Below are 25,606 nucleotides of genomic sequence, written 5' to 3'. Positions count from 1 at the left end.
GCTGACGATGATGCCTACCACCGCCATGATGGCGCAGACCCGTGATCTGGATCTGGTGATCCGGCACGTGCTGGCAGGACTCGGCCATGGCATTCATGCAGGCCGTGAGCGCGGTGCTGGCGTGGAGTTCTCCGAGTACCGTGCGTATGCGCCCGGTGATGAATGGCGCCGCGTGGACTGGAAGCTGCTGGCCCGTGCCGATCGCTATTTCATCCGCGAAGCGGAGCGTGACAGCCACGTCGCGGTCTGGTTATGGCTGGATGCGACTGCGTCCATGGCGGAACCCAGCCGCGAGATCAACGGCATCGACAAGCTGTGGTTTGCCCGCACCGTGCTGGCCTGTGTGGCGGCGATAGCCCAGCGTCAGGGCGATGCCTTCGGTCTGGTGGTGTGCAGTGGCGACAAGGTGGATTTCACACCTGCGGCTCGTGGCCCACGTCAGTTGCAGCGCGTACTGGCACAGCTGAACAAGGCGCAGCCGCTGGGTGGCCTGCCCACCAGCGAGGTACTGAAAGCCCATCTGCACTTTGCCCGCAGCCCTGCGGTGATGTTCGTCGCCAGCGATTTTCTGGACTGGCCTTCGCCACTCAGCGAGGCGTTGCAGCGGCTGCGCCGCATGCAGCACGACGTACGGCTGCTGACGCTGCGTACGCAGGCGGAAGTCGATGCCAGCTTCCGTGCTGGTACAGCCTATCGTGATCCCGAACGCAGTGGCGGCCTGCATCGCTTGAGCGGCGCGGACCGTGTCAGTTATCGCGAACAGAGCCGTGCCCATTTCGATGCGGTGGCACAGGCCTGCCGTCAGAGCGATATCGTGCACACTGTGGCCTGTATCGAGCAGCCGGTAGTGGAAGTGCTGCGCGGTTGGCTACGTGCGGCAGGCGCGAGAAGGGCTGCCAGCCGATGATCTTCAGTTCCTATCCCTACTGGTGGCTGGCTTTGCCGCTGCTGTTGCTGCCATGGTGGTGGCACCGGCAGAAGCGTCAGCGGCTGACGGCAGAGCCGCTGGCGACTGCGCGCTTCCTGCCCGCTGCCGAACCCCAGCAATTGCGCATCTGGCAGTGGCGCGACCGCCTGCTGCTACTGGTGCGCTGTCTGCTGCTGATCGTACTGCTGGCATGGCTGGCTGCCACCATCGTGCCGTGGCGCGGGGATACCGTGCTACTGGATAAAGGTGCGGACCCGGTGTGGGCACAGCAGCAGATTGCCGCCGCTGGCATGGGCCACGCACAGCAACTGGAGCTGCCTGCCCAGCCTTTGCGCTGGCTGGCCGAACATGAGCGCGAGTGGCGCGCCACCGCCCGTCTGCTGGTGGTCAGCCGCGATCAGCAACTGGCCATGCCCGCACGGCCGCCCCAGTTCGCCCATGCGGTGACGCTGCGTACCATGGCTGGCACTGCGAGCGGCGATCAAGCGCCGCCGCCTGGGCTGGCCATACAGGAAGTAGTGCTGGCGACTACGCCGGAACGACTGCCCTTGTGGCGCGCCATGTTTGCCGCGTTTGCAAGTGTCGGCGCCGATCAGGCTAAAGGCGGGTTGGCCGTGCGTTTTGTCGATACGCCTGGTCCGGCCACCAGCCTGATTATCTGGGACCGGCCAGACCCCGCGCCCGCCCGGTGGTCAGCGCCACACTGGTGGCTGGGCACCGCACGCGTGCACAGCGAAAAAGCTGCAGGGCAGAGCGTGAGCCTGAATGGCCTGCGTCTGCAATATGCCGACACCGCGCAAGGCCGTATCTGGACTTCGGACGCATTTCCGCCACGCGATGCGGAAGCTGCATACGCACTGTACCAGAGCTGGCAGCAGCTACAGCCAGCAGCGGCAACGCCGTACGGACTGACTTCGCAGCAGTGGAGCGCCACGCCTGCGACGGGTGGCAGAGCTGCCGAAGCTGAACCGGCACGCTGGCTGGCATATGTGCTGCTGGCGCTATTGATGATCGAACGGGTACTGAGTCATGCGCGACGAAACTGAGTTATTACGTCAGCGTTTGCGTCGCGCCATCTTCCTGCGCCGTTTGCCAGTATGGGCGGCGCTGCTGGTGCCACTGCTGCTCGCCCTCTGGCTGCTGCCTGCGGCACGGCTGTTCATATTGGCAGGCTTGCTGCTGGCGGTATTGTGGGTGGCGTTTGATGTACAGCGCTGGCGCCGGCGCCTCCATGCAGAATGGACGTCGTGGCTGAATGCTGCTGTTCCGGCACTTGAGGATAGTGCCGATCTGCTGGCGATGGATGCCATTTCCGCCATCGGCCGTCTGCAGCAGCAGCGCTTGCTGGCGCGCCTGCATGCCGTGCTGGGTGAGGCCGACTATGCCGCCATTGCCCGTGGCCGTGTGCGCTGGCCAGTGGCACCGCTACTGGTGCTAGTGCTGTGGCTAGTAATTGGCAGCGTGGTGCAGAGCCGCCAGTCCTCCGCCGGCATGCCGTCTGCAGCGCAGCGCAGCGCCCGCGTGGCCGGTGGTGGCGAAGTTTATCTGCGCGTGGAACCGCCCGCCTATACGGGTAGCAAACCTTTTGAAACGGCGGCACGGGATGTGCAGATACCGCAGTATTCCACGGTGTACTGGTGCCTCAAGGACGCAGGCAGCGTGTTGCCCGTGGTGGAGTTAGGCGATGGCAGCGCGCTGCAGTTGGGTGCTGAATGTATCCGCCAGCGCGTCGATGAATCGCTGTTCTGGCGTCTGCGCCAGCCGGGCGCTACGCGCTACACCATCAGGGTGATTCCCGATCAGGCACCCGAGGTGACGATTACGGAGCCTACTGAGCTGATACATATGTTGGCCCGTGATGCGCGCAGCGTGCAGATTGCCGTCAGCGCGAAGGATGATTACGCGATCAGCCGTGCCAGCCTGCACATGACACTCGCGCGCGGCAGCGGCGAGAACATCCGCTTCAGCGACCGCGAAGTGCCGCTGCCGCAGTCGGCCAATCCGAAAGAGCGCAACTGGAAGAAGCAATGGAATCTGAGTGAACTGGGTATGGAACCCGGCGACGAGCTGTATTTCTTCGTGCGGGCTAGCGACAATGCGCCCGACCATCCGCACACCACCCAGTCGCCGACTTACACGCTGCGCTTGCCCGCGCCTGAAGCGGAGAGTCTGGAAGCGACCGCGCTGCCTAGTCTGGCCAAGCCGGAAACGCTGCGCAGCCAGCGTCAGATCATCATCGATACGGAGCAGCTGCTGGCCGATATGCAGGCGCAGCCTTCGATGCCGCCTGCCACGGTGCGTAGCCGCAGCGAGGCGATTGCTAACGATCAGGCCAAGCTAAGGCTGCGCTATGGCCAGTTCCTCGGTGAGGAATCCAGCCTGTTCGGCGACGAGCACGAGGGCGAGCATGGCCACGAAGGCGGCCCACCGGCAGCCGGCTTTGGCCGTGACAGTTCCATGCTCAAGGAGTTTGGCCACGCCCACGATCAGGAAGATAATGCCACCATCTTCGATCCCAAGACCAAAGCGATCCTGAAGCGCGCATTGGCCGCCATGTGGGATGCGGAGAAGTCGCTGCGTGCAATCACGCCGAAGACGGCGCTAGCGCCAGAATACAAGGCGCTGGAAGCGATCAAGGAATTGCAGGCGGCCGAGCGGGTCTATCTGCACCGTACGGCATTCGTTCCGCCTGCGCTGAAAGAAGAGAAGCGCATGAGTGGCGATATAGTCGGTGTGCTTGGCTACAAGCGTGCGCAAGGAGCGGCCAGTGTGAGCGTGCCAGCCGAAGTGCGCGAGCTGGTACAGGCGCTGGCGCAGGACAGCGCCTTGCCTGCCCTATGGAGCAAGGCCGCACGGGAAGCGATTAGCCAGCGCATCACCGATCCGGAACAGAAGCTGGCGGCGCAGCGCGCCGTGCAGGATGTGCAGGATGGCTGCTTGCCCTGCCGTGGCGAACTGCGCGCGTGGCTGCGCGGTACGCTGACCGAGGCGCCCGTGCTGCTACAGTCGCGCAGCGTGAGCGATACCGCTTTCCGTCGCGCCTGGAATGGCAAGGAGCCCGCACAATGAATGCTGCCATGATGTCTGCCCTATGGTCGTCGATTCCGCTGAGCCAGTGGCTAGTGCCGCTGGCCGTTGTGCTGACTGGTATGGTGAGTGCTGCGCTGTATCTGCGGCGGCATCAGCAGATCAACGCAGCGCTGGTGCTGCTGGCGGCACTGGCGCTGGCGCTTACATTGGCCGGATTGCGCCTGCCTGCCGGTGCAGCGGCGCCTGTTGTGATCCAGAGCGATGCGCCTGCTGCCGTCACGGCAACGCAACTGCAGCGTGTGGCCGCAGCCAGCGCTGTGGAGCTGCGCGGCGATGGCTTGCGCGATGCGGAGTGGCGCGATGTGCCGGCCCGTCCGCTGCAATGGACGCCCAAGGCGGCCGATCTGCTCTGGCTGGATTTTCCGCGCACGCTGGCATTGGGTCGGCAGTTCACGCTGACAGTGCGGCGTGGCGAAGCACAGGCAGGCTGGCGGCTGCAGCTACTGGCAGAAAACCATCAGGTGCTGGCGGATTCCGGTCCAGCGGCAAAGGCTGGTACAACTCAGAGTGTGCAATGGCTGCCACCTGTGGCGGAAGCGATGGTGCTACAGGCGCGCATACTGGATGCGGCTGGCAAAGTGCAGGCGCAGGGACCGTTGCCGCTGCAGGTGAGGGAGGCGACACCGTTGCAGGTACGCGGGCTGTTTGATGCGCCGTCGTTCGATGCGCGTAGCCTGAATCAGTTGCTGGTGGATGGCGGAGCACTGGTGGACTGGAATGTCACGCTGGGCAAGGCCATCGCCCGTCAGGAAGCAGCACGCGAAGCTTTGACAGCGCCCAACCTGCTGTTTGCTGACGCGGCCTATATCGAACATTTGGCGCCGGCTGCACGCAGCGCCTTGCTGGCGCAAGTGAGACAGGGAGTGCCGCTGGTGGTGCTGGGCGCGAATGCGGCCGATACGGCATTGTGGCAGCGCGAATTTGGCCTGCATCTGCAAGCCCAGTCGGCCACTACGGAGAAGGAAGACATGCGCCAGTTTGCGCTGGCTGGTACGCAGTTGGCGCTGGCGCCAGCACCCTGGAATCCGGCCGGGCAGAGTGCCGGCTGGAGCGTGCTGGCACAGGATGACAGGAAGCAGCCATGGTTGTGGCAGCGCGAACTGCAGCGTGGCCGCGTGATCTGGCTCGGGCTGACGGAATGGCATCGCTACGCCATCAGTGCGCCGCAGGCGCTGGCAGCATGGTGGCAGGTGGCGCTGGATACGATAGCCTTGCCGAGCAAGGGCAAGCTGGCATGGCAGCTGGATGACCCAATGCCGCTGGCGGGACTGCGCAGCGAGCTATGTGTGCAAGGTGCGCCAGCGGGCGCCATGCTGCAGGTGGAGGGCTTGTCGCAGCAGCCATTGCAGCGCCGCCGTGACAAAGCCGATGCGGCCTGCGCCGCAGTCTGGCCAGCGCAGGCAGGCTGGCTGACTATGACACTGGGCGGTACGCAGGAAGCGGAGCGCCTGTATGTGTACGGGCCGAATGACTGGCCGGCGTGGCAGCGCGCGCTGCGGCGCGATGCCACGGTGCGTTATGCTGCGCGCCACACCCCGCAGGGAATGGCCCAGGCGCAGCCCATGACTTCGGCCTCGCCAGCGCTGGCAGCCACATCGGCGCAGCAAGCTGCACCGGCTACCACCGCGCTGCTGCCGATTGCCTCATCCGGCCTGCTGTTCATCGCTTGCATGCTGGTGCTGTGGTGGCGCGAGCAGTTCAATCCTGCAGCCACTGCTGCACGTAGGCCGGAGCCGGCATAAGGCAGCCCTCGTCGACTATTGGCGCCTGTGGTTTGAGTGCCAGCGGTAGTACACCGGCCCATGCGGGCTGCTGCATGTCTTCTTCGTCGTCGTTCGGGCCGCCGCTGCGGATCTTGCAGGCCGCTTCATCGAGGCTGATGCGCAGGATGGTGGTGGCCGCATATTCCTTGTCCGAACCGGCGCGGATTTCTGCCTGACGCCCGGGCGCCAGATGCTCCATGAAGTTTTCCAGCGCACGGTGGCGCTGTGCTTCGTCGCTGACTACTTCAAAGCGGCCGTAAATCATGGCCGAGCGGTAGTTCATCGAGTGATTGAAGGCGGAACGCGCCAGCACCAGCCCATCGAGATGGGTAATCGTCACGCAGCATTCACTGTCCGTCAGGCGCTTGAGCATACGGCTGCCATTCGAGCCGTGGATGTACAGGTGGCCGTCTTCGCGCCAGCATGCCGTGGGGATGCAATGCGCGCCCCGCTCATCGGCAAAAGCGATGTGGCACAGGTAGGCCGCATCGACGATGGCGTGCAGTGTGGCTGTGTCATAGGCGGCATTGGTGGGGATGCGGCGGATACGCGTGCGTTCGCTCGGTGCTGCGGCAGTTTCTGGTGTGGTCATAATCTCCATCCGGTTGAATTGAAGTGCCAATATAATGGAGTGATGGTTCCTTAAAAAGATCCAGAACTGTGTTATTTTTTGGAGCCACGATGGATTATTCCCTGCTTTTCAACGCCTACATCGCGCAGCACGCGCAGCATGGCTGGTCGCGTCAGCGCCTGCTGCATGAGTGCCTGCGCAGCGCAATCCGGCAGGGCAGGCTGACAGCGGGAACGCTGCTGGCACCTTCGCGCGCGCTGGCCGAGGAATTGCAGGTGGCGCGCAATACTGTGCTGTATGCCTACGAGCAGCTAGCCAGTGAGGGCTATGTGCATAGCGACCGGCGCGGCACAGTGGTAGCTACGGTGCCGCTGCAGGCGGCCAGTGCGCATGTGGTGCCACCTGCCGTACAGGCCGGACTGGCGCAGCGCGTGTGCAATCTGCGTACGCCGCCTACGGCCGTGCACCTGGCCGGTGCCTTTGTGCCCGGCGTGCCGGCCCTCGATCACTTCCCGCTGGCGCTGTGGCGCCGTATGCTGGAACGCGCGTGGCGCAGTCTGACGCCGGCCCAGCTTAACTATGGCGATGCGGCTGGCGAGTGGCCGCTGCGGGTGGCGGTGGCCGAACACCTACGCGCCGCGCGCGGCGTGGTGTGCGATGCGGCGCAGGTATTCATCACCGATGGTACCCAGAGCAGCCTCGATATGTGCCTACGTGCGCTGGCCGATGTGGGCGATACCATCTGGATCGAGCATCCCGGCTATGCTGGCGCGCTCGCTGCGGCGCGTGGCGCCAGCCTGAATGTGGCCGGCATTGAGGTGGACGAGGAGGGCATAGCACCGCAGCCGGATGACTGGTTGCTACGTCCGCCGCGGCTGATCTACACCACTCCGTCGCACCAGTACCCGCTGGGTAGTGTGCTGAGTCTGAGCCGCCGCATAGCGCTGATCGAAGCGGCGCGCCATGCCGGGGCGCTGATTATCGAAGACGATTACGACAGCGAATTCCGTCATGATGGGGCGCCGCTGTCGGCCATGCAGGGGCTGGCCGATGATGCGCCCGTGGTGTATCTGGGCACCTTCAGCAAGACCATGTTTCCCGCGCTACGCATAGGCTTTGTAGTGGTGCCGGCCATACTGGCACCGGCCTTTGCGCAGATGCGTGCGCAGTCGTCTGCACGCGGGCGCGTGGGCGAACAGCTGGCGCTGGCCGAGTTTCTGCGCAGCGGACAGTTTGCGCGCCATGTGCGGCGTATGCGGCGCCTCTACCGTCAGCGGCGCGATGCGCTGGTGGCGGCGCTACAGCGCCATCTGGGCCAGCACGTCACGCTGCATGGCGTGTCTGCCGGCATGCATCTGGTGTTGTGTTTTAGGGATCAGAACTGGAGTGATGTGGCGATCAGCCAGCGCCTGCTGGAGCAGGGCATGGTGGCGGAACCATTGAGCGCCAAGGCGACGCAGGGGAGTCTGGCCCTGCAGGGATTGATGCTCGGCTATGCACAGGTGCCAGCCGAGCAGATGGAGCTACTGGTGAAGCAACTGGCAGCAGTGCTGCCAGTTGTGCTTCCCATATCAACTGCGGGTGCTTAGAAGGCAGTGTCCGCGCGCAGGTACATCGAGCGGCCGTTCACGCCGATAGGGCAGGTTTCCCAGCACTTGGTGAAGCCCAGTTTCGGGAATACACCACCGTTGGTCCAGTCGGACGGAGTCTGGTTGAACAGATTGTTCACGCCCACGCTGAAGAAGGTGCGCTTGGTGTAGGCATAACGCACCGAAGCATCCACCAGCCAGCGCGCATCCCATTTCTGCAGCGGGCTGAAGTTCTCAGCTTGGACTTCGCCGTAGTAGTTGGCGCGCGTGTTCAGGTTCCACTGGCCGGCCGTGTAGTCAGCTGCGACCACATGGTGCTTGCGTGGCTGACCGTGCTCGATCAGCGTCACTTGCGACTGGTCGAACAACTGTGCACCGGTCAGCACGGACGAAGTGGAGTGGCGCTTGGTGACTTCCGTCTTGTTGAAGCCCAACTGGCCGGACAGCACCAGCGTGGACGCGGCAAACTTGGAAGTGTGCTCGGCCACGATGTCCAGACCACGGGTACGGGTATCGACCGCGTTGGTGAAGAACTGTGCCTGGCCTACGCCCAGCGGTTTGAGGATGTTGGCAATCGGGCCGCCGTTGGCTTCCGGTGCGATCTCGCTCGAGAACACGATGCGGTCCTTGATCTTGATCTCGTACAGGTCAGCCGTCAGCGACATATTGCTGGCCGGACGCAGCACCATGCCGATGCTGCCGTTGGTCGAGGTTTCTTCTTTCAGCGGAGCGATGCCGAACGCCTTGGTCACCGCGCTGCCCTGACGTGCGGTCAGGGTTTCCGTCAGCACGCCATTATTCAGGTTGGTGGAGACGGAGCTGTAGAACTCCTGCTGCACGCTCGGTGCACGGAAGCCGGTGGACAGGCTGCCGCGCAGACCGAATTGCTTGGTCGGGTCGAAGCGGGCGCTCAGCTTGCCGGTGACGGTGCTGCCGAAGTCCGAGTATTTTTCGTAGCGCACAGCGCCGCCCAGCGTCAGTTCGTTGACAGGCTTGTGTTCAGCGTCGAGGAACAGGGCAATGTTGTGGCGACCCGAATCGACTGCCGTCGCTGGCGTGTAGCCAGGGAAGCCCTGGATGCCGGAAGCTGCGGTAGCGCCGCTAGGCGTCTTGATCACGATGGCCGGGTTGTTGGTACGGCCATACTGGTAGGACACCGGATCACCGGCGACGATCTGGTAGTTGTCGGCGCGGTATTCGAAGCCGGTGGCCAGGAAGATGCTGGCGCCGCCCAGTTGCACCGGCCCTTTGATGTCGGCGTTGAAGGTGGTCTGGTTGAATTTCAGCGTGCCCGTATCGGCTTCGCGTGGCGATTCGCCGTAGATGCTGCCATCGGCTTTTTTCTCGTACCAGTAGCTGACGTTCAGACTGTCCGATTCATGGAAGGCCAGTTCGCTGGCGCCGTAGTTGATGCTGATGTCGGCCTTCCAGTCGTTGGCCAGATCGCGGCGGTAGCCGAAGGCGAACGAAGCGTCCTTGATGGTGGTGTGGATGGCTGGCAGGTAGCCGTTAGGCGATACCGAAGCCACGGTGCGGTCGTCGCCGGCCGAACGGAAGAAGCCGAAGGAATCGCTCTTGCGTTTGGAGACGCCGCCGAAGGCGTAGAACTCGCTGGCCTTGTCGATCGGCAGGGCGCCGTTCCACCACAGGTAGCCGTCCTTGGTATTGCTGTCGCCGATATGTTGGGTCACGCGCGGCGGGTTGACGCGCAGCGAATCGACACCCGCGCGGTTGGTTTCGCCACGTTTGCGCGCTTCTGCCGTCAGGTTGAGGAAGCCGCCATCCTGGCCCAGTGCAAAGCCGGTATTCGCGCTGGCCGAGTACAGATCGCCGTCGCCTTCCGAGGTGGTGCCGACGCTGCCGCTGACCTGGGTTTCATTGACCTGCGACTTCAGCACGATATTGATCACGCCGGCGATCGCATCGGAGCCATATTGTGCGGCCGCACCGTCGCGCAGCACTTCGATGTGGTGGATCGCGCCCAGCGGAATCGCGTTGATGTCGGTACCGGCCGAACCGCGACCGATGGTCTGCTGCACATTGAGCAGGGCTTGCTGGTGGCGGCGCTTGCCGTTCACCAGTACCAGCACCTGATCAGGGCCCAGCGAACGCAGCGTGGCCGGACGGATCGAATCGGTACCGTCGCTGATGAAGGTGCTGGAGAAGTTGAAGGATGGGTCCAGCGTCTGCAGCAGCTTGCCCAGCTCCAGCGGGCCGGCCGTCTGCATATCTTTCAGGCCGATCAGGCCCACCGGGGCGGCCGTATCGAGGGCCGTTTTGGCCACCGAGCGCGAGCCCAGTACCACTACGGTTTGTTCGGCCGGGGCGTCATTGCCTTCGGCGCTGGCGTAGCCGGCGGACAGGGCCAGAACGGCGGCCGCCAGCAGCGTGCGTTGGAATTGCGGTGCTCTTTTCATCGTTATCTCTTTCTAGTTGGGACCTGCGGGCGCGTAACTGGCGCAGGGCAGAGAAAAATACTAACGGTTGTTTTTGCACCGCCGCAATTGTGGATGCCCCAATTTGTTGCGGATTCTGCACATCTGGCAATTTTTAGTGATTTAAATTGGTGCGTGCCGTATTATGTTCGATGCATTCTGCATTTTTTGCGAAAAAATGGTGCAAATCCACCACAGATCAACCTGCGCTGCGCCGTCTTGGTGCCTGCCTCAATGTTGATCTAGCATCCAGCCTTTGAGCCCGTTCACCCATGATTTGGCGGGCAGGTTATAGGCTTTCTTGATGGCTCCGGCCCGCTCGTACAGCACGCTGAAATCGAGTACGGGCGCGCGCTTGAACGCAATCACGATGATGTTGGCGTCATGTACTTCCGGTAACCAGACGACGGCATCGAACACCTGTTCCATGGCCTGCAGATTCTTGTCGTAGTTGGAGAAGTCGCCGAACACATTGGTGGTCATCATGCCGTCTTCGCTCAGGCAGTCGTAGCAGGCCTGATAGAACTCCGGACTATCGAGCACGGGGCCGCGCGCTTCTTCGTCATACAGGTCGACCTGCAGAATATCCACCTTGCCGTGGTTGGCCGTATCGAGCACGAAGTCCATGGCATTCATCTCCCTGACCTGCAGGCGCTCGTCATTGGGCGGCAGCGCGAACTGGGCTTCGCACATGGCGATCACGTTCGGGTTGAGTTCGATGGCGGTGACACGGGTATCGGGCAGGCGGCGGTAGCAGAATTTGGTCAGGGCGGCGCTGCCCAGACCCAGTTGCACCACCTGACGCGGCTGGGGATTGAACAGCAGCCACATCATCATCATCTGGACGTACTCGAGTTCGATTTGGTCGGGCTTGGCGATGCGCATGGCACCTTGCACCCATGAGGTGCCCAGATGCAGGCTGCGTACGCCTTGAAATTCGGTGATGGTGGCTGGCGGATGGCCGGGAGCGTCGTAGCGGGTTTTGGCAGAGAGTTTCATGCCGGCAGTGTAGCAGCCGGCATGGCGGGGACGTAAAAAAAGACGCCGTAGCGTCTTTGGGGGATTAGCCTTTGCGGCGTCGTGCCACTACACCGAGCAGGGCCAGACCGCCCAGCATCATGCCGTAGGTGGCAGGCTCTGGTACTGGCGTCTTGATGTCGAGCGTACCGGCATAGCTGGCAACACCCGTATCGCTACCCTTGATGGTCAGCGTAATCAGACCGGACACTGGCGTGGCGAAAATCGCAGAGACGGAAAACGCGCCGGTATTGGATATGAGCAGTGGCGTGCCATTGATATCGGCCCAGGAAAAGTCCAGATCACCGGTGGGCGAGGCAAGGTTGAAGATCGCTACAGTGGCTGAACCAGGCGCGCCCGAATAGCTGAACTGATAGGTGTCAGTGAAGTTCAGACCATCCGTGTGGCTAGTCCCGAACGAAATGGACCAGTCGGTTGGGCCGCCCGTCATGGCGACGACGGCTGGTGCATAGTCGTTTGCATATGCACCAGTACTAGCTACAGCCAGCAAGCTGGCTGCCAAGAGTGATTTTAATTTCATGTGATCCCCGCGTAGTGAGACATGTGAAAAAAGAAAACATTGACTGCGAAACCAAGTTACGCCTGTCCTTTTTGCATGTCAATTCGCTATTTTTTTATGGAGATAGCAGAGCTAATAGTTTTGTACTACTACAGGGGCTAAATCAGAAACATTTTCCCAAATACAATTTCCATTGTGCAAAATATCACGGAAAACCACGCGCTTAGTTGAGTCTTTAGTGGTGCGTTGCAGACACTGGCAGGAATAGAGTGACGCTCAGACCACCGCCAGCGCGGTTGGCGAGCAGAATGCGTCCGCCATGGGCTTCGGCGATTTCGCGCGCGAGCGCCAGGCCCAGGCCGGTGCCGCTGCGCTTGGTCGAATAGAACGGCACCAGCGCATTCGCCAGCACGGTTTCGCTCATGCCAGGGCCACGGTCGTGCACATCAATGCGCACGGCACCCGGCAGTGGCCGCACTTCCAGCGTGACGGCGTTGGCCGGTGAGCCAGACTCGTGAGCGTTCTTGATCAGGTTGAGCAAAGCTTGCTGCAACTGGGCGGTATCGAAACTGGCCGGCTCGGCCGGTGGCGTGCCCAGCAACTTGAATTCCACCAGCTCCCCTAGCTGGGCCAGAAACTCCGCCCAGTTGTGGGCTGTCACGCGCGGTGCCGGCAGCTTGGCAAAGCGTGCATAGCCGAGAATGAAGTTTTCCAGATGGCGCGTACGTTCCTCGATGGTGGCGAGAATTTGCGGCAGCCGTTCGGTCTGGCCGCGCCGCACCAGTTCGGCGCCCGAATGGGCCAGCGACGTGAGCGGCGCCAGCGAGTTATTCAGCTCGTGGCTGATGACGCGGATGACCTTTTTCCAGGTCTGCACTTCCTGCCGGCGCAGTTCCATGGTGAGCTGGCGCAGCAGCAGCAGTTCGTGCTGGCGTCCGTTCAGGTGGAAGCGCCGGCGCGCCAGATGGAACACTTCTTCGTCTTCGGCTTCGGCTGCAGGATCGGCGCCACTGCTGGTGAATAGTCCGTCACCACCACGATCGAGTGCTTCGCGCAGTGCCGGCGTGGCTTGCGCGAGTATGGTGGCGAGCTTGTGGCCTTCCAGCTTGTGGCCCTGGTGCAGCAGCTGGCGCGCCGCGATATTCGCGTACACGATGGTGCCGCTATCGTTATGCAGCAGCATGGCGACGGGAGTGTTCTGCACCATGGTGTCGAGCAGCAGTTCGCGCTGTACCAGATCGAGCCGCTGCTGACGCAGCACATCGCCGAGTGCATTGTGGGCCGCGACCAGATCGCTGAGTTCATCGTTCTGTGGCCAGTGCAGGCTGAAGGAAAAATCGCCATCGCGGTAGCTGGTGACAGTGCCGCTCAGCGCGCGGAATAGCGACAGCATGGTTTCTAGCTGGGCGCGGATGGTGATGATGCCTATCGGGAGTACGCACAGCAGGCAGATGGCCAGTACCAACCAGGGCTGGTCCGGCAGGTAGTGCAGCAGAGCCAGTGCGATCAGCATGCCCAGCGTGAGCAGGGTGGCGATCATGGCCGTCCAGCGCGTCAGCAGCGAGAGCCGCATGGGTGGACGGCGCGGGCTTGGGCGCGGCATCAGGGACGGGCGATGCCGAGCCGCTCCATGCGGCGATACAGCGCCTGACGAGACAGCCCCAGATCGGCAGCTGCCTGCGCCACCACGCCACCGGCGCGGCTCAGTGCCAGACCGATGGCATCGCGGTCCGGCTCGCGCACAGCGTCTTCGTTGCCGGCAGCGGGCAAGCCCAGATCGGCCACTTTGATGCTGTCACCGCTGGCCAGCAGGCCCGCGCGGGCCATCACGTTTTTGAGTTCGCGTACATTGCCGGGCCAGTTGTGCGCCAGCAGCGCTGCCTGCGCGGAAGCATGTAGCGGGCGGGCTTGCGCACCGAGGAAATGGCGTGCCAGCGGCAGGATGTCGGCCGGACGGGCGGCCAGTGGCGGCAACTTGAGTTCGATCACGTTGAGGCGATAGAACAGGTCTTCGCGGAAGCTGCCGGCCCGTATCATGGCGGGCAGGTCGGCATTGGTGGCGCTGATCACCCGCACTTTGACCTGCCGTTCGCGGTTGGAGCCTAGCCGTTCGAAACGCCCCGTCTCCAGCACCCGCAGCAGCTTCATCTGGCCGGCCAGCGGCAGGTTGCCGATTTCATCGAGGAACAAGGTGCCACCATCGGCCGCTTCGAATTTGCCTTCGCGTGCGCGCGATGCACCCGTGTAGGCGCCGGCTTCGGCGCCGAACAGTTCTGCTTCGATCAGCTCGGACGGCAGGGCGCCACAGTTGAGCACCACGAAGGGGCCGTTGCGCACGCTGGAATTGGCCTGAATGATGGCGGCGATGCCTTCCTTGCCCGTGCCATTCGGGCCGTTGATCAGCACCGGCACATCGGCCCGCGCCACTTGGCAGGCTAGATGAATCACCCGTTCCGTGGCCGGGTCCTGCCACACCATGCCGCGCAGATCGTATTCGCTTTCGAGTGCGTGGCGCTGGCGCTGCTCACTCTGCAGGCGCTGTTGCAGCGCGCGTTTGGTGCGGCCCAGATCGATCAGGTTGTTGACGGTAGCGATCAGGCGGTGGTCATCCCACGGCTTGGCCAGATAGTCGGCGGCGCCAGCCTTGACCAGTTCCACCGCCGCATCCAGATGGGTCCATGCCGTCAGCAGGATCACGGGGAGATCGGGATGGCGTGCGCGGATGGCACGGAACAGCGCCGTGCCTTCCTCGCCCGAGGTGGTGTCGGCACTGAAGTTCATATCCTGTATCACCAGATCGACCGGATGACGTGCCAGCAGGGCCAGCCCTTCTTCCGGCGTGGCGGCGCGCAGCGCTTCGATCTCGTGCAGCGAGAACAGCACTTCCAGTGCAATGGCGACGGCAGCGTTGTCGTCGATGATTAAAACGGTAGGCATGTTGCAAGCATATCATTGTCGTGCTGCGTGCGGGGCACGCCCGCAGCACAAGGTCCAGGTACTAGGTTAGGTGCTGCGCGTGGCGGTGGCCGGCGAAATGCTGGCAGCGCGCCAGGCCGGCCCGTACACGGCAGCTACACCGAGCGTCCATAACAGCGCTGCACCGGCCAGCAGATAGCCGGCCGGCAGGCGCGGCATTTCCAGTTGGCTGACCAGTAGCTGATTCAGCGCCAAGGCCAGCAGCACGCCGGCCACCACACCGGCGCTGGTGATCAGCAGGTTCTCCGTGATGAAGTAGCGCAGGATATCGCTGCGGCGCGCACCGAGCGCACGCCGCACGCCGATTTGCTTGCGGCGCTGGGTGACCCACAGGCTGGCCATGCCGACGATGCCGCTGGCCGTGATCAGCAACAGCAACACGCTGACGGTGACCAGCATCCACGCCAGCGCCTGATCGGCGCGATAACGGTCGCGCCGCAGTTCGCTGACGGCCTGCAGGCGGGTGATGACAGGCAGAACGGAAGATTTGCGCAGCGCCGCTTCGCTTTCCTGCATGACCCGTTCGCGCTGGCCCGGTTCCGTGCGCACCGTGTAGGTGGATGCATCATCGCCGGTCAGGCGGACGGGAAGCAGCATCGAGAATTCAGCGCCTTCGGCATTGGCGGCACCTGGTGTCTGCAAGCGCGCCACCACGCCTACTACGCGTAATTCCGAAGTGTTGGGGCCGACCCCGTAGTAAATCGTGTTGCCCAGATAGTTGCTGGCGTTGGGCCACAGTTTCTGTCCCAGCGAGCGGGTGATGATCACACTGTGGGGAAAGTCCTTGCTGGTGTTGGTGTCGACTTCGGGCACTTCGCTAGGCTGGAAATCGCGTCCTTCGACCAGTTGCAGTCCCCAGGTGTAGATCAGCGAATCGGGCGAATAGTAGGTCGTGACCGCAGCACTCGAGGTGACCTGTTTGCGGTCCAGCGACACGCTGGTGTAGTTGCCCGAGCGCGACAGCGGCATCTGGGTGGTGTAGGCCACCGACTGCACGCCGGCCACGGCGCGCAGTGCTGCCGTCTCACGACGCTGTTCGTCGAGCTGGGCCTGATGGCTGCGCGGCTCGAGGTGGCGCACTTTGATCGAGAAGACATCAGCTTCGCTGGCGAGGCCGCTGGGGCGGCTGGCTACGGCCTGACGCACTTGCACGATGTGCAGGGCGTTGGCGAGGATGGCCAGACTGAGCGCAACCTGTATGGCCACCAGCAGCGGACCGGTCTTGTTGCGTAGCAGGGCAGACAGTATGGGGTGCAAGTTCATGATGCAGGGTTCCTTAAAGCGGAGGTATCACAGCGCTGTGTGCATTACTGGGACTTCAGTTGCAGAGCGGGCGTGGTCTGGCAGGCGCGCCAGGTCGGCAGCAGACCGGCCAGCACGGCCGACAGTACGGACAGGGCAAAGGTCAGTAGCAGCATCAGCCAGTCCATATGCGCCACCACCGTCAGTGCTTTCGACTGCATGGCGATCAGTGCCAGCGCGCCGAACGCCAGCAGCAGGCCGAGCAGACCGCCGGCCATTCCGATCACGGTGGTTTCGATCAGGAATTGCTGGAAGATTTCGCGCCGCGAGGCGCCCAGCGCACGGCGTATGCCCACTTCGGCCGCGCGCACGGAGAACTTGGCCAGCAGCAGGCCGACGGTATTGACCAGACACAGAATCAGGAAGCCGAACGCCAGCCAGGCCGACAGCTTGCTATCGTTGCCGACCACTTTCATGTAATCGAGCCATTCGCGCACGTCATACAGCTTGTTGGGTGCCTGCCGCTGCAGGCGTCCCAGCTTGCGCTGTTCGGTGGCATAGCTGTTCAGATAGTCCTGCAGCGCGCCCCGTTCACGAGCACTGCGCAGCTCGAACCAGAACTGTATCCACGTGCATTCCGAATCGAGGTAGGCCTGATAGCCGGGGGCGATATCGCTGCTGCAGCTGGAATTGCCGTTGCGCTGCATTTCATGGCGCACGCTGGTGGCGAACGGCACATACAGCTCGTCTTCGTCGCTGAAGGCGCCATCGGGCGTGCCGATGATGCGGTGGAAACGTGGTACCACATTCCATTTATCGAGCACACCCACGACCTGATACTGCTGGCTGTTGATGCGCAGGCGCTGGCCGACCGGATCGCTATCGCCATACAGCTTCTCGGCCAACTGGCGGCTCAGCACCACCACGTCGGCCGCTGCCTTGTCTTCGGCCGGACTCCAGCCGGCACCGTAGCGGAACGGCACGTCGAACATATTGAAGAAATCACTGGTGGGAGCCAGGCCACGTGCATTGAACAGGGGCAGTTCCTTGCGTGCCGGCTCCACCGCCACGCTGATGCCGTACAGCGCCGTGCTGCGTTCGGCCACTTTGTTGGCCAGCAGGTTGTTGGCATCGCGGTAGCTGAGCTGGCGATCATTCGGTTCTTCGCCTGGCGTGTAACCGGCCAGCGGGCCGTTGTCGATCACCGGCACCAGCAGACGGTCGCTCTTGTGCGGTATCGGGTCGCCCGACATCACGTGCAGGATGGTCAGGGTGGCGATGCTGGCGGCCACGCCCACGGCCAGCGTCAGCACCATCAGCGCGGTCAGGGCCGGATTGCGGCGCAGGCTGCGCAGGCCGAGCATGAAGTAGTACTGGAACATGCGAGGCTCCTTATGCCGTATGGGTGTGTGGCTGGACCAGCGTGGGCGCCTTGCGCACCAGATCGGCCACCTGGCCGTCGATGATGTGCACATTGCGCTGCGAGCGTACGGCCAGTTCCGGATCGTGCGTCACCATCAGGATGGTGGTGCCCTGCGCATTGATCTCTTCCAGCAGCTCCATCACGCCGCGCGCCATCTGGGTATCCAGATTGCCGGTCGGTTCGTCGGCCAGCAGCAGCTTGGGCGAGCCAGCCAGTGCACGGGCGATCGCCACGCGCTGCTGCTGGCCGCCCGACAGTTCGGCCGGATAGTGCTTCATGCGCGAACCCAGGCCCACCTTGGCCAGTGCATCCTCGATGCGCTCCTTGCGTTCGGCCGCATTGAAGCCACGGTAGCGCAGCGGCACGTCGACGTTATCGAACAGCGACAGATCGGGGATCAGGTTAAAACCCTGGAAGATGAAACCCAGCTTCTCGTTGCGCAGGCGCGAGCGGGCATTGTCGTCCATGCCTTTGACGTTGATGCCGTCGAGGATGTACTCGCCATCGGTGAATTCTTCCAGCAGGCCGGCGATGTTGAGGAAGCTGGTCTTGCCGGAACCGGAAGGTCCCGTCACGGTGACGAACTCGCCCTGCTGGACGTTGATCTCGAAGCCGCGCAGGGCATGGGTTTCGATCATGTGGGTGCGGTAGACTTTGCTCAGGTTTTTCATGCGCAGCATGGCAGGCCTCGTGAGGTTATGGATTGATCGAGACGCGCGCGGCGTTCTCGAAGGTTTCGGTACCGGCAATGACGACTTTGTCGCCCGCTTGCAGGCCGCTGAGAATTTCGACGTTGCTGATGCTGGTGGCGCCCAGCTTGACGGGCGTGCGGATGGCGATGCCGTCGCGTACCACGTAGGCATAGCGGCCGCCTTCCGATTCGACGAAAGGACCGCGCGCCAACATCAGCGTGTTGGCCCGTTCGTCGATCAGCAGGCGGGCGCTGACGCGCTGGTTCTGGCGCAGGCCAGCCGGCTGTTCCTTCTCGAAGCGCACCCGTGCCAACACCTGATTTTTCACCACTTCAGGCGACAATGCCGACAGCTTGCCGGTGGCACGGCCGGCGCCGAAATCCACCTCGGCATGCATGCCCAGTCCCAGATCGGCGACATAGGTTTCCGGCACTTCCAGTTCGACTTCGAGGCGTGACAGATCGACCAGCGTCATCAGCGGCGCGTGGACCGGCACCACGCTGCGGTTGGCCACTGACAGCGTGCCGATGAAGCCATCGACGGGCGCGCGCACGGTCAGTTCGTCGACGCGGCGCTGGGCGTTGGCCAGCGACAGACGCTGGCGGTCCAGCTCATTGCGCTTGGTCTGCAGCGCCAGCGCCACGTTATCGCTTTCCAGTTCGGCCGCCTGCGCCGCGTGGCGGGCGCGGATTTCGGCCGAATTCAGCGCATCCTTGGCTTTCTGGTATTCGATCTTGGCGATAATGCCTTCGTTGGAGACGGCGTTGTAGCGCTCCAGAGTGCGCTGGGCCGACAGCCGTTCGATTTCCGCCGTATCGGCATCGCGCCGCGCCAGCAGCTTCTGCTGGCGTGCCAGAATCTGCTGGCGCGCCACTTCCGCTTCCAGTTGCAGATAGCTTGATTGTTCGCGCTTGAGCGCATCGCTGAGGTCGGGCGATTCCAGCAGGGCCAGCACATCGCCTTTTTTCACCGTATCGCCAGCGGCCACCTTGAGCGTGACGGTGGCCGGTGCAGCCGCATACAGGGTAGGGCTGACGGCGGCAACGATGCGGCCATTGACGGCGGCATCGCGCACCAGCGTGCCGCGCCCCACTTCGGCGATGCGCAGGCGCGCCATGCTGACGGAGTGGCTGCTACCGCGCCAGCTATGCAGCACGGCATAGGCGGCGCCCAGTAGCAGCACGGCGCCGGCAGCGATGAGCAGCAAACGGCGGCGGCGCTGGCCGGCCGGTGCGGTGAGTACGGTGTCCTGTTGTGAAGTATCGCGGATCATGGCAGCGTCTGAGTAAGAGTTGCGACTCTTTATGCAGAAACCGTGCCATATTGTAAGTTATTGATTTGTAATGGCTTTGCTGCTGACGTCCGCTGTCCGCGCACGTCCGGCCTGTCCGCTGACAGTGTTGCGGACCAGCTAGTCGCAAGCGAGGAAAAAGTCCGCTCAAAAAAACTGTTGCGTCAGCTATTCCCGCTGACGCACAGGAATTATTTCTCCTGCTTTAGCGGCTTGCCCTTGTCGATGACTTCGCGGCAATCACCACGGAAGCTGGCGTTGTCGTAATTGCTCCAGCCGTAGCTGTCGACGTAGCGCTTGTGCGCCTTCAGTTGCGGACTGAGGAAGCTCCATTCCAGCTTCTCGTCGGGATAGGCAATGTCGGCCAGATCGAGCAGGGTGTGGAACACGTTTTCCGTGGCCAGCTTGTTCTTGCGGTGCGCGATCAGCTGCGCCACCTTGTCCGGATAGTCGCTGCGGTACTGGTCGGAATACCACAGCATGGCCGGCACATGGAATTCGTACTGGGTGTTGTGGCCGTGGAAGGCCAGATTGCAGCGGTCGTCGTACAGGGTCTGACCATGGTCGGCCACGTACAGCATGGCGCTGCGGCGTGGCCCGCCTTTGAGCTGGCCTATCACCTGCGACAGGAACCAGTCGGTGTAGAGGATGGAGTTGTCGTAGCTGTTGTTCAAGCGGGTCTTGATCTTCAGATCCGTGTAGACGGGGTTATCCACCCCATACAGCGAGGGCTGCCAGCGGTCGTACTGCTGCGGGTAGCGCTGGCTGTAGTTCCAGTGATTGCCCAGCGTGTGCAGCACGATGAGTTTTTTCGGCGACGGGTCGGCCATGGCGTGCTGCAGCGGTTCCAGCAGCACCTGATCGTAGTTCGAATGCTTGGTGTAGCCGCCCAGATTCATGAACTGCACTACGTCGGCCTCTTTGGCGAACACGGAAACAGGCGTATCGAATTTACCGAAGGCGATCTGGTTGGACAGCCACCAGGTCTTGAAGCCGGCTTCGCGGTAGGCCGTGATGAAGGATTTTTCCGAGAAGCCCTCGCGCAGGCTTTGCGTGGCCGGCTTACGGGAAATCATGATGGGCACGGACAAACGAGTAGCGGAGACGGAGGTGATCACATCGGCCAGCGTGACGAGGTTGGGCTCTTTACTGAGCAGCGGGGTGGTGTCGCGCTGATAGCCGTTGATGCCCCAGCGGTCGTAGCGCGAGGATTCGCCTATCACCATGATGACGACTTCCGGCGTGTTATCGCTTTGGCGCTGGTGGGCGCTGAAGCGGAAGTTGCGGCTGCGCTGGCCCAGATCGGCCAGATAGCTGCGTTCCTTGTAGAAGTCCACGCCGCGCACGCTCAGGCCGAACGGCCACGAGGCCGCCACGTGCGAGAGATTGAAGGGCGAGCCTAGCCACCACGGCAGGGCGGCAAGGTGCAATCGGGTCTGGTGGGCGCCGGCGACGGCGCTGCCGGCGGCTTCATCGTCCTCGTCGTCCTCATCCTCCGCGTCGCTGGCGCTGTCGGCGCTGACCGAGGCCAAGGCCGAAGCCGAGGCCGAAGCCGAACCGGAGGCGGCGGCAGAAGCGCTGGCCGCCAGTGGCCGATAGGCGCCGGCCGGCGGTGCACTACGCGGCACGGGCTTGCCTTTGACGCCGAATTCCCAGCCGTACCACTGCCAGCCGGCCAGCAGGGCCAGCAGCGCCAGGACGATCCAGCGGCTTAGGCCGCGCCATGCCAGTTGCGGGCAGCGCCGCGCTGCCAGTTGCACGGCCAGCCACCAGCCCAGCACAGCCAGCATCAGGCCACCCATCAGCCAGACTTTATTACCCAGAAACTCCATCGCTTCCTTGGGGCTGGTTTCGGCAATGATGCCCAGATGGTGGGTGGAAATGCCCTGGCCATAGTATTTGTATAGATACACTTCCGTCGGCAGGGCTAGAAACGCTGGCAGTAGCAGCCAGTGAAACCATGCCGGACGCTGCAATATTGCCCATACGGCAAGCCAGAGCAGGCCGGCCACGACCATGGTCTGGGGCAGTTCGGTGGCGCTGCCGCCTAGTACCAGTGGTAGCAGGGGTACCAGCGTCAGCAGGGCGTAGCTGAACAGGACGAACAGGGGAGCAGGGCGCAGCAGCGAGCGTGGGGCGGAAAGCAGTATCATGGCCGGTATTATCCGGTGTTTGGCCACCTTCTTGCTAGTCTGGCCACGGCCTGCCAGCCCGCATTCTGCCGCGAAATTGATTGACTGCGCCACCGGTCAGGTCTATACTCGCGAGTTCTCAATTTAGTCTGCGCATCGTATACGCTATTTTTGGCTACTCTTCGTGAGTGGCTTTTGGCGCCTGCGCTGTGGCAGCAAATCGGGACGAAGTTTTAGTCGCCGGACTCCGGTCCGGGTTATTAACTGTTGTAATTTTGTTGGGTTTAAACGATGCCAACCATCAATCAACTGATTCGCAATCCACGCGTCGCTCTGACCGTGAAAAGCAAATCGCCGGCGCTGGAAAACAGCCCGCAAAAACGTGGTGTTTGCACCCGTGTGTACACCACCACTCCTAAGAAGCCTAACTCGGCTTTGCGTAAAGTCGCTAAAGTGCGTCTGACCAACGGTTTCGAAGTGATTTCGTACATCGGCGGTGAAGGCCACAACCTGCAAGAGCACAGCGTTGTTCTGCTGCGCGGCGGTCGTGTAAAAGACTTGCCAGGTGTGCGTTACCACATGGTTCGCGGTGCACTGGATACCCAGGGCGTTAAAGACCGTAAACAAGCTCGCTCGAAATACGGTACCAAGCGCGCTAAACAAGCGAAGAAGTAATCGCTCAGTAGTAGACAGTTTTCGCTTTGTGGCAGCTCACTTAGTGAATGTAATCGACCGCATTTGGTCGAGTAAGTGGATGGCTATGATGGTCCTCCGCGAGAGTGCGAATCCCATATCTGCGCACCTCAACTGAAGATTGAAAGGAATTGATATGCCACGTCGTCGTGAAGTACCCAAGCGCGAAATTCTGCCGGATCCAAAATTCGGCAACACGGATGTCGCGAAATTCGTGAACGTTCTGATGCTGTCCGGTAAAAAATCGGTCGCAGAAAACATCATCTACGGTGCCTTCGAGCACATCGCAGCGAAAACCGGTAAAGATCCACTGGAAGTTTTCGCTACCGCCCTGAACAACGCCAAGCCACTGGTTGAAGTTAAATCCCGTCGCGTTGGTGGTGCTAACTACCAAGTGCCGGTTGAAGTGCGCCCAGTACGTCGTATGGCTCTGTCCATGCGCTGGCTGCGTGAAGCCGCTAACAAGCGTAGCGAAAAATCCATGCCACAACGCCTCGGCGGTGAGCTGATGGAAGCGGCTGAAGGCCGCGGCGGTGCGATGAAAAAGCGTGATGAAGTGCACCGTATGGCAGAAGCGAACAAGGCGTTCTCGCACTTCCGCTTCTAATCAAATCGGCCGGTTTTTTCGGAAACTGGCTGTTATCTGTTGTTCGAGGCCGGGCACACTTTGTAATTTGAAGTGGCTCGGTTTTGTCCATTCAAAGATTTAGGAATAATTATGGCCCGCAAGACCCCCATCGAGCGCTACCGCAACATCGGTATCTCCGCTCACATCGATGCAGGTAAGACCACCACCACCGAGCGCGTTCTGTTCTACACGGGCGTGAACCACAAGATCGGTGAAGTTCACGATGGCGCCGCCACCATGGACTGGATGGAACAGGAGCAAGAGCGCGGCATTACCATTACCTCGGCAGCGACCACCTGCTTCTGGAAAGGTATGGCTAACAACTTCCCTGAGCACCACATCAACATCATCGACACCCCAGGCCACGTGGACTTCACCATCGAGGTGGAACGTTCGATGCGTGTTCTGGACGGCGCATGCATGGTTTACTGCGCAGTCGGTGGCGTACAGCCTCAGTCGGAAACCGTATGGCGTCAGGCTAACAAGTACAAAGTGCCACGTCTGGCCTTCGTAAACAAGATGGACCGTACCGGTGCCAACTTCTTCAAAGTTTACGATCAGATGCGCGCTCGTCTGAAAGCCAACCCAGTTCTGATCCAGATCCCTATCGGCGCTGAAGAAAACTTCAAAGGCGTGATCGACCTGGTCAAGATGAAAGCCATCATCTGGGACGACGCAACCCAGGGTATGAAGTTCGACTACGTCGACATTCCTGCCGAGCTGGCTGATTCGGCCGCTGAATGGCGCGAAAAAATGGTTGAAGCGGCTGCTGAAGCCAGCGAAGACCTGATGAACAAGTACCTGGAAGAGGGCGACCTGTCCGAAGCCGAAATCAAGAAAGCACTGCGCGATCGTACTATCGCGTCGGAAATCGTGCCGATGATGTGCGGTACCGCGTTCAAAAACAAAGGCGTACAGGCTATGCTGGACGCTGTGATCGAATACCTGCCATCGCCAGTGGACATCGCTGCTGTGACCGGTACCGACGAGCACGAAGAGCCAGCCAGCCGTAAAGCGGCTGACGACGAGAAATTCTCGGCACTGGCCTTCAAGATCATGACCGACCCGTTCGTTGGCCAGCTGGCCTTCTTCCGCGTGTACTCGGGCGTGATCAATGCTGGCGACACCGTGTACAACTCGGTAAAAGGCCGTAAAGAACGTCTGGGCCGTATTCTGCAGATGCACGCTAACCAGCGCGAAGAGATCAAAGAAGTGCGCGCCGGCGACATCGCTGCTGCAGTGGGTCTGAAAGACGTGACCACCGGTGAAACCCTGTGCGATCCAGCATCGATCATCACCCTGGAAAAAATGGTCTTCCCAGAGCCAGTGATTCAACAGGCTGTGGAACCAAAAACCAAGGCTGACCAGGAAAAAATGGGTCTGGCACTGAACCGTCTGGCTCAGGAAGATCCTTCGTTCCGCGTGAAGACCGATGAAGAATCGGGCCAGACCATTATCGGTGGTATGGGCGAGCTGCACCTGGAAATTATCGTTGACCGTATGAAGCGCGAATTCGGCGTTGAAGCGACCGTCGGCAAGCCACAAGTTGCTTACCGCGAAACCATCCGTAAGACTTGCGAAGAGTCCGAAGGTAAGTTCGTTAAGCAGTCCGGTGGTCGTGGTCAGTACGGTCACGTGGTTCTGAAGATCGAACCGCAAGAACCAGGTAAGGGCTTCGAGTTCGTGGACGCCATCAAAGGCGGTACCGTTCCACGTGAATACATCCCTGCAGTTGAGAAGGGTGTACGTGGCACGCTGAACACCGGTGTTCTGGCTGGCTACCCAGTGGTTGACGTTAAAGTAACGCTGTTCTTCGGTTCGTACCACGATGTGGACTCGAACGAAAACGCGTTCCAGATGGCTGCTTCGATGGCCTTCAAAGACGGCTGCCGCAAAGCTAACCCAGTGATTCTGGAGCCGATGATGGCTGTGGAAGTGGAAACGCCAGAAGACTACGCTGGTACCGTGATGGGCGACCTGTCGTCCCGTCGTGGTATGGTGCAAGGTATGGACGAGATCCCAGGCGGCGGTGGCAAGATCATCAAAGCTGAAGTGCCTCTGTCGGAAATGTTCGGTTACTCGACCACCCTGCGTTCCGCAACGCAAGGTCGCGCTACCTACACGATGGAATTCAAGCACTACTCGGAAGCGCCTAAGCACGTTATCGACGCTATCGTTACCGCGAAAGCCAAGTAATTTTTTATATTTTTTGCGGGCGGGATGATCCCCGCCTGCAACTTTAAAACTTTGATCTAAGGAAGATTGAAATGGCAAAAGAGAAATTCGAACGGACCAAGCCGCACGTTAACGTCGGCACCATCGGTCACGTTGACCACGGCAAAACCACCCTGACCGCAGCTATCGCTACCGTTCTGTCGAAGAAATTCGGCGGCGAAGCAAAAGCTTACGACCAGATCGACGCTGCTCCAGAAGAGAAAGCACGTGGTATTACCATTAACACCGCTCACGTTGAGTACGAAACCTCGGGTCGTCACTACGCTCACGTTGACTGCCCAGGCCACGCCGACTACATCAAAAACATGATTACCGGTGCTGCTCAGATGGACGGCGCAATCCTGGTTTGCTCCGCAGCTGACGGCCCAATGCCACAGACCC

General features: G+C 61.6%; 20 protein-coding genes. 9 read left to right on the top strand and 11 right to left on the bottom strand.

The features are described 5' to 3' along the window. Window positions 1-7 precede the first annotated feature (7 nt). From GM655_RS21235 to GM655_RS21220, 4 genes are read left to right on the top strand one after another with little or no spacing between them, the layout of a single operon-like run. Complete coding sequence (locus tag GM655_RS21235; RefSeq protein WP_229632685.1) at window positions 8-907, top strand: DUF58 domain-containing protein; 900 nt, start codon at window positions 8-10, stop codon at window positions 905-907. Then, window positions 904-1,974: a BatA domain-containing protein gene (locus GM655_RS21230; protein WP_155436668.1), complete on the top strand. Its 1,071-nt coding sequence runs from the start codon at window positions 904-906 to the stop codon at window positions 1,972-1,974. The genes GM655_RS21235 and GM655_RS21230 overlap by 4 nt, the downstream gene beginning before the upstream one ends. Continuing rightward, window positions 1,958-3,997 (top strand): DUF4175 family protein, encoded by a 2,040-nt coding sequence (locus GM655_RS21225; protein WP_155436667.1) that lies wholly within the window; start codon window positions 1,958-1,960, stop codon window positions 3,995-3,997. Before GM655_RS21230 ends, GM655_RS21225 begins: the two co-directional genes overlap by 17 nt. Before the next feature lie 8 nt (window positions 3,998-4,005). Then, the gene (locus GM655_RS21220) at window positions 4,006-5,760 is read left to right on the top strand and encodes a hypothetical protein (RefSeq protein WP_229632684.1); all 1,755 of its coding nucleotides are present in this window, start codon (window positions 4,006-4,008) and stop codon (window positions 5,758-5,760) included. Here the strand turns inward: GM655_RS21220 and GM655_RS21215 are convergent. Beyond that, window positions 5,717-6,373 carry a pyridoxamine 5'-phosphate oxidase family protein gene (locus GM655_RS21215; protein WP_155436666.1) on the bottom strand — a complete coding sequence of 219 codons (657 nt, stop codon included), beginning with the start codon at window positions 6,371-6,373 and terminating at the stop codon, window positions 5,717-5,719. The genes GM655_RS21220 and GM655_RS21215 overlap by 44 nt on opposite strands. Window positions 6,374-6,462: 89 nt before the next feature. On the opposite strand from GM655_RS21215, the gene pdxR reads away from it, so the two are divergent. Next, complete coding sequence (gene pdxR / locus GM655_RS21210) at window positions 6,463-7,941, top strand: MocR-like pyridoxine biosynthesis transcription factor PdxR (protein WP_155436665.1); 1,479 nt, start codon at window positions 6,463-6,465, stop codon at window positions 7,939-7,941. Here pdxR and GM655_RS21205 read toward each other — a convergent pair. From GM655_RS21205 to GM655_RS21160, 10 genes are all read right to left on the bottom strand, one after another. After that, on the bottom strand, window positions 7,938-10,358 hold the full coding sequence (locus tag GM655_RS21205; protein WP_155436664.1) for a TonB-dependent receptor plug domain-containing protein: 2,421 nt from the start codon (window positions 10,356-10,358) through the stop codon (window positions 7,938-7,940). The genes pdxR and GM655_RS21205 overlap by 4 nt on opposite strands. Window positions 10,359-10,607: 249 nt before the next feature. Beyond that, the gene (locus GM655_RS21200) at window positions 10,608-11,375 is read right to left on the bottom strand and encodes a spermine/spermidine synthase domain-containing protein (RefSeq protein WP_155436663.1); all 768 of its coding nucleotides are present in this window, start codon (window positions 11,373-11,375) and stop codon (window positions 10,608-10,610) included. 64 nt (window positions 11,376-11,439) lie between these two features. Continuing rightward, entirely contained in the window at window positions 11,440-11,934 is a 495-nt protein-coding gene (locus GM655_RS21195; protein WP_229632683.1) for an FxDxF family PEP-CTERM protein, read from the bottom strand. Window positions 11,935-12,148: 214 nt separating this feature from the next. After that, complete coding sequence (locus GM655_RS21190) at window positions 12,149-13,486, bottom strand: sensor histidine kinase (protein WP_229632682.1); 1,338 nt, start codon at window positions 13,484-13,486, stop codon at window positions 12,149-12,151. A gap of 29 nt (window positions 13,487-13,515) precedes the next feature. Continuing rightward, window positions 13,516-14,850 carry a sigma-54-dependent transcriptional regulator gene (locus tag GM655_RS21185; RefSeq protein WP_155436661.1) on the bottom strand — a complete coding sequence of 445 codons (1,335 nt, stop codon included), beginning with the start codon at window positions 14,848-14,850 and terminating at the stop codon, window positions 13,516-13,518. A 66-nt stretch (window positions 14,851-14,916) separates the two neighbouring features. Beyond that, window positions 14,917-16,152, bottom strand: coding sequence for an ABC transporter permease (locus GM655_RS21180; RefSeq protein ID WP_155436660.1), 1,236 nt, complete (start codon window positions 16,150-16,152; stop codon window positions 14,917-14,919). Between the two features lie 44 nt (window positions 16,153-16,196). After that, window positions 16,197-17,513 (bottom strand): ABC transporter permease, encoded by a 1,317-nt coding sequence (locus GM655_RS21175; RefSeq protein WP_155436659.1) that lies wholly within the window; start codon window positions 17,511-17,513, stop codon window positions 16,197-16,199. 10 nt (window positions 17,514-17,523) lie between these two features. Further along, a complete protein-coding gene (locus tag GM655_RS21170; RefSeq protein ID WP_155436658.1) occupies window positions 17,524-18,234 on the bottom strand; it encodes an ABC transporter ATP-binding protein in 711 nt (236 codons plus the stop codon). 16 nt (window positions 18,235-18,250) lie between these two features. Next, the gene (locus GM655_RS21165) at window positions 18,251-19,519 is read right to left on the bottom strand and encodes an efflux RND transporter periplasmic adaptor subunit (protein ID WP_155436657.1); all 1,269 of its coding nucleotides are present in this window, start codon (window positions 19,517-19,519) and stop codon (window positions 18,251-18,253) included. Window positions 19,520-19,728: 209 nt separating this feature from the next. Then, window positions 19,729-21,690 (bottom strand): phosphoethanolamine transferase, encoded by a 1,962-nt coding sequence (locus GM655_RS21160; protein ID WP_155436656.1) that lies wholly within the window; start codon window positions 21,688-21,690, stop codon window positions 19,729-19,731. A 270-nt stretch (window positions 21,691-21,960) separates the two neighbouring features. Between GM655_RS21160 and rpsL the strand changes: the two genes are divergently transcribed. From rpsL to GM655_RS21140, 4 genes are all read left to right on the top strand, one after another. Next, on the top strand, window positions 21,961-22,344 hold the full coding sequence (gene rpsL / locus GM655_RS21155; protein ID WP_008444270.1) for a 30S ribosomal protein S12: 384 nt from the start codon (window positions 21,961-21,963) through the stop codon (window positions 22,342-22,344). A gap of 154 nt (window positions 22,345-22,498) precedes the next feature. Next, window positions 22,499-22,969 carry a 30S ribosomal protein S7 gene (gene rpsG / locus GM655_RS21150; protein ID WP_155436655.1) on the top strand — a complete coding sequence of 157 codons (471 nt, stop codon included), beginning with the start codon at window positions 22,499-22,501 and terminating at the stop codon, window positions 22,967-22,969. 111 nt (window positions 22,970-23,080) lie between these two features. After that, window positions 23,081-25,186: an elongation factor G gene (gene fusA, locus GM655_RS21145; RefSeq protein ID WP_155436654.1), complete on the top strand. Its 2,106-nt coding sequence runs from the start codon at window positions 23,081-23,083 to the stop codon at window positions 25,184-25,186. Between the two features lie 71 nt (window positions 25,187-25,257). Next, window positions 25,258-25,606: GTP-binding protein (locus GM655_RS21140; protein ID WP_196308821.1), on the top strand; the 349-nt coding region annotated here is incomplete at its 3' end.

Source organism: Pseudoduganella danionis (assembly GCF_009720775.1).
Classification (GTDB): Bacteria; Pseudomonadota; Gammaproteobacteria; order Burkholderiales; family Burkholderiaceae_D; genus Rugamonas; species Rugamonas danionis.
This window is presented reverse-complemented; position numbering and strand designations above follow the sequence as displayed.